Source organism: Proteus sp. PR00208 (genome assembly GCF_016238545.1).
Lineage (GTDB): Bacteria > Pseudomonadota > Gammaproteobacteria > Enterobacterales > Enterobacteriaceae > Proteus.
Genome location: NZ_JAEHQE010000005.1, coordinates 163,746 through 180,096 on the forward strand (window position 1 = coordinate 163,746; position 16,351 = coordinate 180,096).

The window sequence follows — 16,351 nt, forward strand, 5'->3', positions numbered from 1 at the left end:
AACGAAAATAATGAGCGTGATATAATCAATATTGGTTATATCGCGTTTTTTATTACATATGATTTAGATGTTTTCTTTAGATGAAAATATTTATAAGAACTAATTAAATAGCAAAGTAATATAAATTATCTTCCATTTTTTTTATAGGTTTAATTTTAAACTGACTTAAGGGATATTGAAAAAATAATAGATAAAGCATTCTCTGTTTTATCTCTATATTTATTTGTTATTATTTTTATCATCCATCATCTATTCTCCCCATCGCCGATTGCCTTTATATTATCAAATAAGGGTTGATAGCCTTTTAACCTTATTATTACTGAGGTTTTTAAGGGTGACTCCTTGAGCTAAAACTGAAAAGTATTATTTCTGTTTATATCAACTCTACTTCAATTAATAGAATGAATATCTATGGGTTTATTTCACCTTTATTGGGTTATTAATATGAATTTAAATAAATTATCGTTTGGTTTGATCATGATTTCTGCTTCATTACTAGCAGGGTGTGCATCAGAATCTTCACGCTCTTTAGAAGTGGCTAAAGTAGCAACCTATAACACGACTTACACAGGTGCAAAAAGCGCGATTTCTATCGGTAAGTTTGATAACCGTTCTAGTTATATGAATGGGATCTTCTCTGATGGAGTTGATAGATTAGGAAATCAATCCAAAACTATTTTAATGACGCACTTACAACAAACAGGGCGTTTTAATGTATTAGACAGAGCCAATTTATCTGAATTAAAAGAAGAAGCCGGCATTAAAGGGCAAAGCCAACAATTGAAAGGCGCTACTTATGTGATCACTGGCGATGTGACAGAATTTGGTCGTAAAGAAGTCGGTGATCGTCAATTATTCGGTATTTTAGGTCGCGGTAAAACACAGGTTGCTTACGCAAAAGTGAATTTAAACGTTGTGAATGTGAATACATCAGAAGTCGTGTTCTCATCTCAAGGTGCGGGTGAATACGAGCTTTCTAACCGTGAAATCATTGGGTTTGGTGGAACAGCAAGCTATGACTCAACACTGAACGGTAAAGTGCTTGATTTAGCTATTCGTGAAGCAGTTAATAACTTAGTTGCAGGTATTGAGAGCAATGCTTGGCAGCCTTCAAAATAATACGCTTTTATAAGGATATAACGATGTCTAAATCATTAATAGGCCTTATTTTTGGGGCTTTATTACTGACGGGCTGTGCAAGTGGCCCTAAACCACTTTATAACTGGGACAGTTATCAACAAGTGGTATATCAGCACTACCAACAAAGTGAAAGTGATCCTCAAGCGCAAATTGATGCATTGAAGAAAAGTATTGAGCTTTCTCGTGCTAAATCATTGGGTATTCCGCCAGGATTACATGCACATTTAGGGATGTTATATGGTGCGACGGGTGCATTAGATTTAGCAATGGCCGAATTTAATGAAGAAAAAGTACTTTACCCTGAATCAGCGGAATTTATGGATCGTCTGATGAAAAACAAAGGAATGCAAAAATGAGTCGCTTATTCGCTTTAATATGCTTGGCTTTTGCGTTGGTATTAACGGGTTGCGCCCAACCTATCAAAACAGATTACACTGCCTTTAAACAGAGTAAGCCAAAAAGTATTCTTGTATTAGTACCTCAAAACCATACAACGGAAGTTGGAGCGGGGCACAGTTTCTTATCTCAAGTAACATATCCTTTGGCAGAAGCGGGATATTATGTTTTCCCTGTTGCTGTCGTTGAAGAGACATTTAAGCAAAATGGTTTATCCATGGCTGGGGATATTCATGCAGTAAGTCCTAATAAACTACGTGAAATCTTTGGTGCTGATGCTGTTTTATACTTAGATATCACAGAGTTCGGAACGACATATCAAATTATTTCTAGTGATACGCGAGTTACCGTTACTGCTAAGCTTGTTGACCTTCGTAATGGTGGTGTGTTGTGGAGTAGTTCTGCAACGGCATCAAGTACGGAAACAGACGGTTCATCAGGTAGTTTAGTAGGGATGTTGGTCTCAGCTGTTGTGAATCAAATTGTGAATACAGTATCAGACAAAAGCTACCAAATTGCAGGTATAACAAGTGTACGTTTACTTTCAGCAGGAAATGCGAACGGTATTCTATATGGTCCTCGCTCTCCTAGTTATGGTAAAGAAGCAGAATAAGCAAATGCAATAAAATAAGCATAAGAATGAAAAGGCTCTGTTTAATTAATTTAAAATAAGCAGAGCCTTATTTTATTTGCGAAATAATAATTATTCTTATTTGATGTTGGGTAATACTACCTATATTTATCACAGAATAAGTATGAAATAGAGAGTAAATAAAAAAGAGGAGTTGTCATTGAAAGGATAAACCATCCTTGGTTGCCAGTCCGTTTCCTTCCGTGGTTAATAATCCATAATTCGGGTATATAAAAGAGACTGATTAAATAAGAGAAACGTCAAAGAGAATAAGATAAGGTATGGGGGATGCTATCTTTCCTTGTAATATAGCGACCTTTATTCTTTAAATAGTCCTCAAATTTAAATCAAAACACGACCTAGTTGGATATTAATCAATGTTTGTCTCTAGGATATGTAATATTATAATTTAGGTAAAGATATAATTGTTACTATTATTATAATCATCGAATTAAGAGGGAATAAAAGAATAATAAAACTAATATAACGAGATATTTAATTAATTTAAATCGTATTTTGAGTAATATATCGTTTTAAACTCGGCGTAAAAGTTCTCCTCTGATATTTCACGATGAATTAAAACCACTAACATATTGAATAAACTTAATTTATTTATGAATATCTTTAATGGATAAGACTATTTTTACATAATGTGATTTGCATCACGTCATATATTTGAGTGTTATTGCCTATCAATAAGAAGATAGGGATTTATTCGATACCTCTTTCGATCATATTCAGTTCCCGATTTATTGGTTACACTATTCTTTCAGATATTCATAATGTCTGTTTGCTGGTATGAGATATCAGCGGTTCACTTTTGGAAGGTAGAGGCATGTCAGAACAAACAATTATTTGGGATCTTGACCTGATCCATAAGTATAACTATTCAGGTCCTCGCTATACATCATACCCAACAGCATTAGAGTTTAATCAGCAATATGGCGATGATGATTTTATCAAAGCGACTCAACGCTATCATGAGCGCCCTTTATCGCTTTATGTTCATATTCCTTTCTGCCATAAGCTGTGCTATTTCTGCGGCTGTAATAAAATTATTACGCGCTATAAACATAAAGCAGATGAATATCTTGATGTTTTAGAAAAAGAAATTATTAACAGAGCACGCTATTTTAAAGACAGAAAAGTGACTCAAATGCATTGGGGCGGGGGTACACCTACTTTTCTGGATAAGCAACAAATTAGTCGATTGGTTTCGCTATTACGTCACCATTTTCATTTTGTTGATAATGCAGAACTCTCTATTGAGATTGATCCTCGTGAAATTGAGCTAGATGTTATCGACCATCTACGTCATGAAGGATTTAATCGCCTAAGTATGGGGGTGCAAGATTTCAATAAAGAAGTGCAACAAAAAGTAAATCGTGAGCAAGATGAAGCATTTATTTTTGCATTGGTAGAGCGTGCGCGTGAAGTGGGTTTTCACTCCACCAGCATTGACTTAATTTACGGCTTACCTAAGCAAACCAAAGAGAGTTTTGCCTTTACATTAAAACGCGTTATTGAACTATCACCAGATAGATTGAGTGTTTTCAATTATGCGCACTTACCTAATTTATTCGCGGCTCAGCGTAAAATTAAAGATGAAGATCTCCCTTTAGCAGAAGAGAAGTTAGAAATATTACAAGAGACAATTTCTACGCTGACAACAAACGGCTATCAGTTTATTGGTATGGATCACTTTGCTAAACCGGATGATGAATTAGCGGTTGCTCAGCGTAAAGGTATTTTACACCGTAATTTCCAAGGCTATACCACTCATGAAGAGTGTGATTTATTAGGCATGGGAGTTTCTGCAATAAGTATGTTAGGTGATAACTATGCGCAAAATGAAAAAGTATTGAAAGAGTATTATGCGCGCGTTAATAGTGAAGGAAATGCACTATGGCGAGGTTTATCTCTGACTAATGATGATTGTATTCGCCGTGATGTGATTAAAACCTTAATTTGTAATTTTAGTCTGCGTTTTTCTGATATTGAAAAAATGCACAATATTGTCTTCCATGACTATTTTAAAGAAGATTTAGAATTACTTGTGCCAATGAAGAATGACGGTTTAGTTGAAATAACAAAAGATGGTATTCAAGTAACACCAAGAGGGCGCCTGCTTATTCGTAATATTTGTATGTGTTTCGATACGTATTTACGAAATCAAATGCGCCAACGTCAATTCTCGCGTGTAATTTAATTGATGAAGGGTTAGGGGATCAATATTCCTCTATCCCCAACTCTTTTAATTTACGGGTTAATGTATTTCTGCCCCAACCTAATAATCGTGCTGCATCTTGTTTATGCCCTTGCGTATATGCTAAGGCGCTTAGTAAAAGAGTACGTTCAAATTGAGGTAATGCATCTGTTAAGATGTTTTCTTTCCCTTCTCCTAATGCTTCATCTGCCCATAATGAAAGATGCTGTGACCAATGTTGAGAAGCAGCAATTCGACTGATATTTTTTGCTTTCTCATCAGGCTGGCGAATTTCTTGTGGTAAATCTTGAGGCATAATCTCTTGGCTTGCCGTCATTACCGTTAACCAGCGACACACATTTTCTAATTGTCTGACGTTACCTGACCAGTTGTATTCCATCATTATTTGTAAACTTTGCTGATGAAGAACTTTGGCTTCGACACCCAATTCTTTTGCTGTTTTTTGCAGAAAATAGCGTGCTAAGCTAGGAATATCTTCGGTTCTATCGCGTAATGGTGGTAACTGAATGCGTATGACATTGAGGCGATGATAGAGATCTTCACGAAAATCACCGGCTTGAACTCGCCTTTCTAAGTCTTGATGAGTTGCGGCAATAATACGTACATCGACTTTTACTGGGGCATAACCGCCTACTCGATAAAATTGCCCTTCAGCAAGGACTCGCAGTAAACGTGTTTGAATATCAAGAGGCATATCACCAATTTCATCAAGAAACAGTGAACCGCCATTTGCTTGTTCAAATCGACCTTGGCGTACTTGAGAGGCGCCTGTAAATGCCCCTTTTTCGTGACCAAAAAGCTCTGATTCAATCAAGTCTTTAGGAATTGCCGCCATATTTAGCGCGATAAAAGGAGAGGACGCTCTTGGACTGTGGCGATGTAATGCATGTGCCACTAACTCTTTGCCTGTACCCGATTCCCCATTAATAAGTACACTAATTGAGGAGCGAGAAAGCCGACCAATAATACGGTAAACCTCTTGCATTGCAGGTGCTTCACCAATCATATCTGTAACTGATTGTAGCAAGGTTTCATCGGTATTCGGTTGTTTTTGTTCGCGATAATGAGTAATGGCGCGGTCAATTAATGCCAATGTTTCGTCGATATCGAACGGTTTTGGTAAGTAATCAAATGCCCCTTGTTGATAGGCATTAACGGCAGCGTCGAGATCAGAATGTGCCGTCATAATAATAACGGGCAGAGTTGGATATTGTTCTTTAATTATTTTTAAAAGAGATAAACCGTCGATATCAGGCATACGAATGTCTGATAACAATACATCAGGTTGTTCTGTATTGAGTGCATTAAGCACATCATTCGCATGTTCAAAGGCTTTACAAGACATACCTTCACGAGAAATGGCACGTTCAAGTACCCAGCGAATGGAGCTGTCATCATCAACAACCCATACATTTCCTTTTTGCATTGGTTATCTCCTACTTAATTGGTAAATAAATAGAAAATTCAGTATTTCCGGGCCAACTGGTAAATTCAATTTTACCTGCATGTTGATCCACTAAATTACGCGCAATAGAGAGCCCTAATCCATTACCACCTTCTCTACCACTCACCATGGGGTAAAAAAGCGTATCTTGTAGATGAGGAGGAATACCATCACCAGTATCAATCACATCTATACGCGCAGCAAGGCGGTGACGTTCGCCATGAAGTGTGATTTGAAAAGCCGTACGGGTACGCAAAATAATCGTTCCCCCTGTTTTTTCGACGGCTTGTAAGGCGTTGCGTGTAATATTTAGGAGTACTTGTTCTATTTGATCTGGGTAATGTGATAACTCAGGTAAGCTGGGATCGTAGTCTTTTAGTAAGGTGACATTTTCAGGGCATTCGAGCGAAATAAGCTGAGCAACACGCTCAACAACATGGTGAATACTCTGATGTATTTTTGTCCCTGGATGTTGGGGACCGAGTAATCTGTCTACCAGCACACGTAGGCGATCAGCTTGTTCAATAATGACTTGTGTATATTCCGTTAAAGCTGGATCAGGTAAGGATTTTGCTAGCAATTGAGCCGCGCCCCGTAATCCTCCCAACGGATTTTTAATTTCATGTGCCAGCCCCCTAACCAATTCCCTCGCTGCCATTTGCTGTGCTTGTTGTATCTGCTCTTGGCTTAACCGGCGTTGACTATCCATAGGCGCCAGCTCCAGCAAAATGTGTTGCTCGGAAATAGGTTGGGCACTGAGCGACATTGTGTGTGATTGGTTATTTACAACCAATATCACTTCATTGTCGGTAAAGCTTTGTCCATTCGCTAATGTTTCACGCATTAAATCAGCATCAAAAGAGTAATAGCTGAAAAGGGCAGTGAAAGGCGTTTCAAATAATTTTCGACGGCTTTGTGCTAAAACCTGTAACGCAGAATGATTTGCGTAGCAAATAATAAACTCTTTGTTGATAACCAATACAGAGTGTATCAATGAGTCTAAAATTAATGTGTTGTCAGGTAAGTCTGCCGTTTCCATATTCAATACCCCGTTGCACCATTTTAGTGCATCTTACCTTTATTACATTAATGAACCAATGCGTAAGTGAAAAGACTGACTCCTTAAAGGGGAGAAAAGTGCCCATCCGAAGATGGGCAAAATAGCTTCACGGCAAAAAAACAGTTTTACATCTAGGCTTAAGTTTTTATCAATAAAAGGTCTTAAGCGCTGTAATACATTTCAAATTCAAGAGGATGCGGAGCCATACGTACACGTTGAACATCAGCACGTAATAATTCTAAATAAGCATCAATAGCATCATCAGTAAATACACCACCGCGGGTTAAGAATTCACGATCTGCATTTAATGTATTTAATGCTTCTTCTAATGAACCTGCGACAGTTGGGATCTCTTTTGCTTCTTCTGGCGGTAAGTCATAGAGGTTTTTATCCATAGCATCACCTGGGTGAATTTTATTGATAATGCCATCAAGACCAGCCATTAACTGAGCCGCAAACGCTAAATAAGGGTTTGCTAAAGGATCTGGGAAACGGACTTCAATACGGCGTGCTTTCATGCTAGCAACCACAGGAATACGAATTGACGCAGAGCGGTTACGTGCAGAGTAAGCCAACATAACAGGGGCTTCAAAACCTGGGACTAAACGTTTGTAAGAGTTAGTGGTTGGGTTAGTAAACGCATTTAATGCACGAGCGTGTTTGATAATACCGCCGATGTAATACAGCGCCATTTCAGATAATCCGCCGTATTTGTCACCTGCAAATAGGTTTACACCGTTTTTAGACAGTGACATATGGCAGTGCATACCTGAGCCGTTATCACCCACTAATGGTTTTGGCATAAAGGTCGCTGTTTTGCCAAATACGTGAGCTACGTTTTGTACCACGTATTTATAAATTTGGGTTTCATCTGCTTTTTTGGTCATGGTATTAAAGCGAGTAGCCACTTCATTTTGACCCGCAGTTGCGACTTCATGGTGATGAGCTTCAACGACTAAGCCCATTTCTTCCATGATGTTACACATAGTAGAACGAATATCTTGTGATGAATCGACGGGTGGCAGTGGGAAGTAACCACCTTTAACCATCGGGCGGTGACCTTTGTTGCCGTCTTCATATTTGGTATTGGTGTTCCATGCCGCTTCAATATCGTTGATAGCGTAAGATGCGCCAGAAATATCGTTTTTGAAACGAATATCATCAAATAGGAAGAACTCTGGCTCAGGTCCAAACAGTACTGTGTCTGCGATACCACTTGATTTTAAATAGTCTTCAGCACGTTTTGAGATAGAGCGTGGGTCGCGATCATAACCTTGCATTGTGCCTGGTTCTAAAACGTCACAACGAATAATCAGGGTTGGATCTTGGAAAAATGGATCAAGCATTGCGGTTGTTGCATCTGGCATAAGCACCATGTCTGATTCGTTAATGCCTTTCCAGCCACCAATAGAAGAGCCATCGAACATTTTTCCTTCTTCAAAGAAATCATCGTTAACCTGATGAGCCGGAATAGTAAGATGTTGTTCTTTACCGCGGGTATCAGTGAAACGTAAGTCAATATATCTAACTTTATGTTCTTCAATCATGGATAATACATGTTCAAGGGACATAGGAACTCTCCTGGCGAATGGTTTTATTGAGTGCAGTGGCCTTACACATTTTTTCGGTGAATTTTTTGCTCACCTAAATTCTATTGCGAAAAGCATGCCAACTTATCTAAAAAGGGATATATACTGTATTGATGAAGTTTAGTGTAGAATATCTCCTGTGATTTTTTAATTATTGCACAAAGTTGGTGCAAATTAAGCCTAATTAATTGCACTGTTTTGGTGCGAGCGAACGGATACTACTAAATTCTGAGGCGTGAAAAGGATCACAATTCAATTAATTGCATATTGTTAAGCAATCATTATTGTGATCTTGTTTAGTCTCTCGTCTAAAGCGTGTACAATACTGCGCTTATTTCTACAATGCCTGAGGCAAATTTTGTGATCGAAAACTTGCGTAATATCGCCATCATCGCCCACGTTGACCATGGTAAAACAACTATCGTCGATAAATTACTACAGCAATCTGGTACGTTCGGCGAACGTGAAACCGTTGCTGAGCGCGTGATGGACTCAAATGATCTCGAAAGAGAGCGCGGAATTACTATTCTTGCGAAAAATACAGCGATTAAATGGAATGACTATCGTATCAATATCGTAGATACCCCAGGACACGCCGACTTCGGTGGTGAGGTAGAACGCGTTATGTCTATGGTAGACAGCGTTCTATTGCTGGTTGACGCGATGGATGGCCCAATGCCACAAACTCGTTTTGTGACACAAAAAGCGTTTGCTAACAACTTAAAACCAATTGTTGTTATCAATAAAGTTGACCGCCCTGGTGCGCGTCCAGACTGGGTTGTTGATCAGGTATTTGACCTGTTCGTAAACTTAGGCGCAACTGACGAACAACTTGATTTCCCAATTATCTATGCATCTGCATTAAACGGTATTGCGGGAACAGATTACAATGACATGGCTGAAGATATGACTCCGTTATATGAAGCTATTGTCAAATATGTAGAGCCACCAAAAGTTGATCTGGACGGCACATTCCAGATGCAAATTTCTCAGTTGGACTACAACAACTACCTAGGTGTTATCGGTATCGGTCGTATTAAGCGTGGTAAGGTTAAACCTAACCAGCAAGTGACTATCATCGATAGCGAAGGTAAAACTCGTAACGGTAAAGTCGGTAAAGTGTTAGGTCACTTAGGCTTAGAACGTATTGAAGTTGAAGTCGCAGAAGCTGGTGATATCATCGCAATCACAGGTTTAGGCGAACTGAATATTTCTGATACGATCTGCGAAACAGGTGCTGTTGAAGCATTACCTGCATTAGCCGTTGATGAACCAACTGTTAGCATGTATTTCTGTGTTAATACTTCACCTTTCTGTGGTCGTGAAGGTAAGTTTGTGACTTCTCGTCAGATTTTAGATCGTCTGAAAAAAGAGTTAGTCCATAACGTAGCATTACGTGTAGAAGAAACTGAAGATCCAGATGCATTCCGTGTATCAGGTCGTGGTGAGCTTCACCTGTCAGTTCTGATTGAAAATATGCGTCGTGAAGGTTACGAATTAGGTGTATCTCGTCCTAAAGTTATCTTCCGTGATATTGACGGCCGTAAACAAGAGCCTTTCGAACAAGTCACTATCGATATTGAAGAACAGCACCAAGGTGATGTGATGCAAGCGATGGGTGAACGTAAAGGCGAAATGCGTGATATGCAACCAGATGGTAAAGGACGTGTACGTTTAGACTACATTATCCCTAGCCGTGGTCTGATTGGTTTCCGTACTGAATTTATGACCATGACATCAGGTACTGGTTTACTGTATGCAACATTCAGTCACTATGATGATGTTCGTCCAGGTGAAATCGGTCGCCGTAATAACGGTGTTATGATCTCTAATGGCCAAGGTAAAGCCGTTGCTTACGCACTGTATAGCTTACAAGACCGCGGTAAATTATTTGTGACTCATGGTGCAGAAGTTTACGAAGGCCAAGTGATTGGTATTCATACTCGCTCTAATGACTTAACAGTAAACTGTTTAACGGGTAAAAAGCTGACTAACATGCGTGCTTCTGGTACAGATGAGGCGACAACGCTGACTCCACACCTGAAACAAACATTAGAACAAGCATTAGAATTTATTGATGACGATGAGTTAGTTGAAGTAACTCCGCAGTCTATTCGTCTGCGTAAGCGTTATCTGTCAGAAAACGATCGTCGTCGTGCTTACCGTAGCAAAGACTAATTCGTTATTTATTCTGATAACATAATTCTTAGGGCGCGTTTAGCGCCCTGAGTTTATACTCGTCATACTTCAAGTTACAGGGTTGACTGCGTTCAACTAGTCGCCTATCTGTAACTTAAATTATTTAGAGTATGTGGTACTAGTTGTACTATCAGACGAATGCGGTGGGAAATTTGCCACCGCATAAGTTTTCTCTTAATCACGCCTTTATTTCCCCTTTGTATCCCACTCTTTTTATTTACAACTTAAATATTGTTTATTGTCTTAAATACAACTTTAAAGTTGTTTTTGTTGCTACATACAATTTATGAGTTGTTTTTTGGTTGTCATACAACTAGAGTGTTGTATACATTGCCAATGTAATCACTAAAATGGTTTAGAGCTAATCATGAAAACTATTAATGAAATTGCTAATTTAATTACAGAGCAACGTAAAAAATTAGGTATTGAACAAAAAGATATGTATTTACGTATCGGTATGAAACAGCAGCAATACCAACGTATAGAATCAGGAAGTGATTTAAAACTATCAACCTTACTAAGAGTATTAGAAGGACTAGATTTAGAGTTATCAATCAGAACTAAAAATTCTCATGTAAACCCTATGATTGCAAGTACTGCAATAGCGAATAAAAGCGAAATTGATTTGAAAGATGATGAGGATGATCTCGACTTTTGGTTTAAAACAAAGGAATAAGGTATGAATAAGCAGATAGAGAAAGTGGAAGGTCTTAAGATTCAGCTGTATGGAATTGATGTTGCGGTTATTGCTCATTATGTAAAAATATACTGACATTTAATCCCCATTTTGTCAGGATGCCAAAAGAAACTCGACCGACTTTCACATTAAGGCAGCTATCTGATCCTGATTATTTAAATAAGCCTCAAATTCGAACACAGAAAATCTCGCCTGTACTATCTAATTTGTTACCTGAAGGTGTATTAAGGGAATACACCGCGAATGCATTAAAATGCCACGTTGATAATGAGTTTGCTATTCTTGCTTATTTAGGTGCAAATTTACCAGGAGCCATTTTAGTAACTCCTATAAAAGCAGGTGGTGTGCCTGATTGGGCACTTGAGCATCGTTTATCGACAGAACCTCTACAAATCGATATTAAACATGTTGATAAAAAATTTTCATTAGCGGGAGTACAGGTTAAATTCTCTTCATCTTTCATTAAAGGTCGATACCATATTGATGAAGATACTTTACAAGATATGTGGATTATAAAAACACCACCTACCATTCATAAAGGTGTTCCTGTTAATGAATATACTTGTATGAAATTAGCGGAAAGTGTCGGTGCTGATATCCCTGAAATAAGGCTTATTGAATTAAATCAGTTAAAAAACTTACCTGATATTCAATTACCAAATGAGCCATATGCCTATGGCATTAAACGTTTTGACCGTAGTGGAGAAGGGAGTATTCATACAGAAGATTTTGCTCAAGTATTCGGGTTATTTCCGTCAGATAAATATCAAAAAATTAATTATGAGCAAATAGGCAAAGTTATTTATGAAACAAGCTCGGAACGTTTAAAAGATATTCAGCAAATGGCTAGAAGATTACTCATTAATATTTTATTGGGTAATGGTGATGCTCATTTAAAAAACTGGACATTAATCTATCACAATCGCATTTCACCTCAGTTATCACCTTTATATGATGTTGTATTTACAGAACCCTATATCAAAGAGGATAAACTAGCTTTGAATATGGCCGGAACAAAGCACTGGTTTGATATATCAATGGGGCATTTTGAGCGTTGGGCTGAAAAAGCCGATTTACCTTGGGTCGCTATTAAGCCTCATTTACTTGATGTTGTTATAACAGCAAGAACGCAATGGCCTTCATTATTACAACAGCTTCCAATGCTTGATGAGCATAAAGAAAAATTATCATTACATTGGGCGCAGTTGCATGATGATTTTAAAATTGTATAAACATAAACGAGGAGAGAACGTTTTATCATCACCTCATAATTCCATTCTAGATAATGATGCTTCTAGTCTCATTTTTCCGTTCTCCCTCTTCTGGTTTTCTGTTTTACAAAAAAATTAAGTGTGATTATTGTACTTTTTTGGTGTTTAAGCCTGTTCAGTAAAGCGATTTATGATTAAAGTAAAATGAGTTTTCTATTATGGAGAGGATTTATGCTTTATATCTTTGATATGGGTAATGTGATTATTGATATCGATTTTAACCGAGTATTCGCAGTATGGAGTAAGCTGAGTGGTGTTCCATTAGCAAGCATAAAAAAGGATTTCACCGCCGGTGAAGTTTTTAAATTACATGAGCGCGGTAATATTACAGATATCGAATTTGCTGAAGAAATTAACTCAGAACTTGGCATGAGCTTAAGCTTTGAGCAATTCGCTGAAGGATGGCAGGCTATTTTTATCGCAGTAAGACCTGAAGTCATTGATATAATGAATAAATTAAGAGAGCAAGGACATCGGGTTGTGGTGTTATCAAATACTAACCGTTTACACCAAGATTACTGGCCAGAACACTATCCTGAAATCGCGGCTTCTGCTGATTTTCTCTACTTGTCGCAAGATCTTGGCATGAGAAAACCCGATCCTGAACTCTTTAAGTATGTTTTAGAATCTGAAGATGTTGAAGCACAAGATGCCGTTTTCTTTGATGATGTAAAAGCCAATGTTGATGCTGCTATTGCTGTGGGTATAAAGGGTGTACATGTCATTGATAAACAGACCATCATTGACTACTTCAAAGATTATGATTTTTCTCTCCCAGTAGAAGAATAATGCTATTGTAAGGATAACAATAGATTGAATTTGTTATCCTTTTTTATTGATTTATTTTGGAGAGAGCATGATCGCGTTAATTCAACGAGTGACACAGGCAAAAGTGGATATTGCAGGTGAAACTGTCGGCGCTATTAATCAAGGTTTATTGGTTTTATTAGGTGTAGAGAAAGACGACAACGAACAGAAAGCCAAAAGATTATGTGAGAAAGTATGCGGCTATCGTATATTTAGTGATGAAAACGACAAAATGAACCTAAATGTGCAACAAGCAGGTGGTAGTCTATTAGTTGTATCTCAATTCACACTTGCCGCGGAAACACAAAAAGGAATGCGTCCAGGGTTTTCGAACGGTGCGCCCCCAGAATTAGCGAAAAATCTCTATCACTACTTTATTGAACAATGTCAGCAACAAGGCTTAGAAACGCAAACAGGTCAATTTGCTGCTGATATGCAAATCACACTGACTAATGACGGCCCAGTCACCTTTTGGCTGCAAGTATAACGTCAAACGTACAGTCGTGTTAAAAGGAGCTCAGATATGTACCATTTACGGACCCCAAAGACAGAGGCAGAATTTGATGCCTATTATGCTTTTCGCTGGGAAATGCTTCGTAAACCTCTACATCAACCTGAAGGCTCTGAAAAAGACGGTTATGACACTCTTGCTCATCATCAAATGGTTGTTGATGAAACAGGACAACCCGTTGCTATTGGGCGACTCTATATTAATGCCGACAATGAAGGTGCTATTCGCTTTATGGCGGTGCGTACAGATGCACAAGGTAAAGGTTTAGGCACATTAGTGGCTATGGCGCTAGAGTCGCTTGCTCGCCAAGAAGGTATAAAACGGATCGTGTGTAGTGCACGAGAAGAGTCTGTAAGCTTCTTTGAAAAGTTAGGTTATGAAAATTGTGGTTTAGTGACAGGTCCTCAAACGACACCCATTAAGCACTTTTTTATGAAAAAAAGTATTGAGTCTTTGGATGATATTCTTCATCGACCAGATTGGTGTGCAGAATTACAAAAACAATGGCATCAACATATTCCTTTAAGTGAAAAAATGGGATTACGTATTACTCAATACACAGGAACCCGTTTTTATACCACTATCCCTGAAGCAGGAAATCAAAATCCTCATCACACTATTTTTGCAGGTAGCCAATTTTCACTCGCAACATTAACAGGTTGGGGATTGATTTGGCTATTAATGCAAGAACATAAGTTGCAAGGTGATATTGTGCTGGTGGATGCACATATTCGTTACCGCAAACCTGTATCAGGGCGTCCTGCTGCCGTTGCTGATATGGAAAATTTAAGTGGGGATTTAGGGCGACTAGCGAAGGGAAGCAAGGCACGTATTAAGTTGGACGTCGATATTTGTGGTGATGAAGGTGTCGGTGCTGTTTTTAGCGGCACTTATATTGTTTTACCTTCACAAAATAAGCAGTGCTAATTCAGCTATCTATCTTTAGAGTAACTTAAAGGGAAATCACTATTTTCTTTTGGGTTACCTTTTCTATTTTCTGCGTTTTTTATTAAAAAAACAGAGTATAAAAAATCTATTCTTGAATGCTGGTGTTATAGAGTTTCTATCGCTATCCAATTGATGTATATTTCGCAGTTTACGGAGGGAAGCATGGACACCAATTTATCTACTCGTCTTAATAAATATATCAGTGAAAGCGGGATCTGCTCACGTCGTGAGGCTGACCGTTATATTGAGCAAGGACTTGTCCTTATTAATGGCAAACGCGCTGGTATTGGCGATCAAGTATTTGCTGGCGATGAAGTCAAAGTCAATGGTCGATTGATTGAAGCACAGGATAACTCTGAGCTGGTTTTGATTGCGCTGAATAAGCCTGTGGGTATTGTGAGTACCACAGATGATGGCGAAAAAGATAATATTGTTGACTATGTTAACCACAGTACCCGTATTTTCCCAATTGGGCGTTTAGATAAAGATTCACAAGGATTGATTTTTCTGACCAACCACGGTGATTTAGTCAATAAAATCCTACGTGCAGGTAATGATCACGAAAAAGAGTACCTTGTGACAGTGAATAAGCCGATCACAGATGAATTTATTCATGGAATGGGTGCGGGTGTTCCTATCATGGGACAAAAAACCAAGAAATGTAAGGTCAAGAAAGAAGCGCCGATGGTGTTTCGTATTACCTTAGTTCAAGGATTAAATCGCCAAATTCGCCGTATGTGTGAATATTTTGGTTATGAAGTCACTAAGCTTGAACGCATTCGCATTATGAATGTAAGCTTATCGGGATTACCTGTTGGCGAATGGCGTGATCTGACCGATGATGAACTCATTACCTTATTTGAAGCGATTGAAAAATCGACTTCTGAAGCGCCACCAAAACCAAAGCAAAATAAGCCGAAAAAACAAATTAGTAGTAATGCGAAAGCATTGGGTATTCATATTCCTCAAACAAAAACCAAAGAAACGGAAAATAATTCCCGTAAGCGTTTTGTTCAGCCTGGTCGTAAAAAGAAAAAACGTTAATTTTATCTGTGAAAATGCGATAAAAAAAACACCTGAAAGGGTGTTTTTTTGTTTGTTCTATTTAAGACAAATTATTGCATCGATAAAATTAGTCTAAATTAAGCTCATTTAATTTATTTTGGCGACGTTCAAGTACGATCGCTGCAAGCTCTGCATCCATAACTCGCTCAATTAATACATCATAGTCTTCTTTAGAAAGGCAATAGAACAACGGAGTTTTATTGTCATCACACACAAGCAGTGTGCTGTTGTCTTCAAGTGCAGTTAAAGGAGATTGTTGAAACATATTTAAAGATATTTTTTCAGGGGAAAAATCTTCGTCAGACATGAAAACTCCACAATAAAGAAAAGGGCATTAGCGCATTGTAACGCTTTTTATAAAGGGAG

General features: G+C 38.2%; 15 protein-coding genes. 11 read left to right on the plus strand and 4 right to left on the minus strand.

The features are described from left to right. The first annotated feature begins 444 nt into the window (after positions 1-444). From JEP36_RS05975 to hemN, 4 genes are all read left to right on the plus strand, one after another. Positions 445-1,119: a CsgG/HfaB family protein gene (locus JEP36_RS05975; protein WP_100159734.1), complete on the plus strand. Its 675-nt coding sequence runs from the start codon at positions 445-447 to the stop codon at positions 1,117-1,119. A gap of 23 nt (positions 1,120-1,142) precedes the next feature. Then, the gene (locus tag JEP36_RS05980; RefSeq protein WP_198620082.1) at positions 1,143-1,496 is read left to right on the plus strand and encodes a DUF4810 domain-containing protein; all 354 of its coding nucleotides are present in this window, start codon (positions 1,143-1,145) and stop codon (positions 1,494-1,496) included. After that, entirely contained in the window at positions 1,493-2,149 is a 657-nt protein-coding gene (locus tag JEP36_RS05985) for a DUF799 domain-containing protein (RefSeq protein ID WP_198620081.1), read from the plus strand. Before JEP36_RS05980 ends, JEP36_RS05985 begins: the two co-directional genes overlap by 4 nt. An 853-nt stretch (positions 2,150-3,002) precedes the next feature. Continuing rightward, on the plus strand, positions 3,003-4,376 hold the full coding sequence (gene hemN / locus JEP36_RS05990) for an oxygen-independent coproporphyrinogen III oxidase (protein WP_198629980.1): 1,374 nt from the start codon (positions 3,003-3,005) through the stop codon (positions 4,374-4,376). A gap of 19 nt (positions 4,377-4,395) precedes the next feature. Here hemN and glnG read toward each other — a convergent pair whose 3' ends face one another. From glnG to glnA, 3 genes are all read right to left on the minus strand, one after another. After that, positions 4,396-5,820, minus strand: coding sequence for a nitrogen regulation protein NR(I) (gene glnG, locus JEP36_RS05995; RefSeq protein ID WP_196534075.1), 1,425 nt, complete (start codon positions 5,818-5,820; stop codon positions 4,396-4,398). A 10-nt stretch (positions 5,821-5,830) separates the two neighbouring features. After that, positions 5,831-6,877 carry a nitrogen regulation protein NR(II) gene (gene glnL / locus JEP36_RS06000; protein ID WP_109373678.1) on the minus strand — a complete coding sequence of 349 codons (1,047 nt, stop codon included), beginning with the start codon at positions 6,875-6,877 and terminating at the stop codon, positions 5,831-5,833. A 182-nt stretch (positions 6,878-7,059) separates the two neighbouring features. Continuing rightward, entirely contained in the window at positions 7,060-8,469 is a 1,410-nt protein-coding gene (gene glnA, locus JEP36_RS06005) for a glutamate--ammonia ligase (protein ID WP_088494326.1), read from the minus strand. Between the two features lie 360 nt (positions 8,470-8,829). On the opposite strand from glnA, the gene typA reads away from it, so the two are divergent. From typA to rluF, 7 genes are all read left to right on the plus strand, one after another. Beyond that, on the plus strand, positions 8,830-10,665 hold the full coding sequence (gene typA, locus JEP36_RS06010) for a ribosome-dependent GTPase TypA (protein ID WP_198620077.1): 1,836 nt from the start codon (positions 8,830-8,832) through the stop codon (positions 10,663-10,665). A 388-nt stretch (positions 10,666-11,053) separates the two neighbouring features. After that, positions 11,054-11,362: a helix-turn-helix domain-containing protein gene (locus JEP36_RS06015; protein WP_196534072.1), complete on the plus strand. Its 309-nt coding sequence runs from the start codon at positions 11,054-11,056 to the stop codon at positions 11,360-11,362. Between the two features lie 119 nt (positions 11,363-11,481). Beyond that, positions 11,482-12,615, plus strand: a complete 1,134-nt coding sequence (locus JEP36_RS06020) for a type II toxin-antitoxin system HipA family toxin (RefSeq protein WP_311748524.1) — start codon at positions 11,482-11,484, stop codon at positions 12,613-12,615. Between the two features lie 210 nt (positions 12,616-12,825). After that, the gene (gene yihX / locus JEP36_RS06025) at positions 12,826-13,443 is read left to right on the plus strand and encodes a glucose-1-phosphatase (protein WP_109373676.1); all 618 of its coding nucleotides are present in this window, start codon (positions 12,826-12,828) and stop codon (positions 13,441-13,443) included. A 67-nt stretch (positions 13,444-13,510) separates the two neighbouring features. Next, the gene (dtd, locus tag JEP36_RS06030) at positions 13,511-13,948 is read left to right on the plus strand and encodes a D-aminoacyl-tRNA deacylase (RefSeq protein WP_072064855.1); all 438 of its coding nucleotides are present in this window, start codon (positions 13,511-13,513) and stop codon (positions 13,946-13,948) included. Positions 13,949-13,984: 36 nt separating this feature from the next. Continuing rightward, positions 13,985-14,899 (plus strand): fatty acid biosynthesis protein FabY, encoded by a 915-nt coding sequence (gene fabY / locus JEP36_RS06035; protein WP_100159682.1) that lies wholly within the window; start codon positions 13,985-13,987, stop codon positions 14,897-14,899. A gap of 183 nt (positions 14,900-15,082) precedes the next feature. Beyond that, on the plus strand, positions 15,083-15,964 hold the full coding sequence (rluF, locus tag JEP36_RS06040) for a 23S rRNA pseudouridine(2604) synthase RluF (RefSeq protein ID WP_098941675.1): 882 nt from the start codon (positions 15,083-15,085) through the stop codon (positions 15,962-15,964). 88 nt (positions 15,965-16,052) lie between these two features. On the opposite strand, the gene JEP36_RS06045 is transcribed toward rluF, so the two are convergent. Beyond that, positions 16,053-16,292, minus strand: coding sequence for a hypothetical protein (locus JEP36_RS06045; protein WP_198620076.1), 240 nt, complete (start codon positions 16,290-16,292; stop codon positions 16,053-16,055). Positions 16,293-16,351 lie beyond the last annotated feature (59 nt).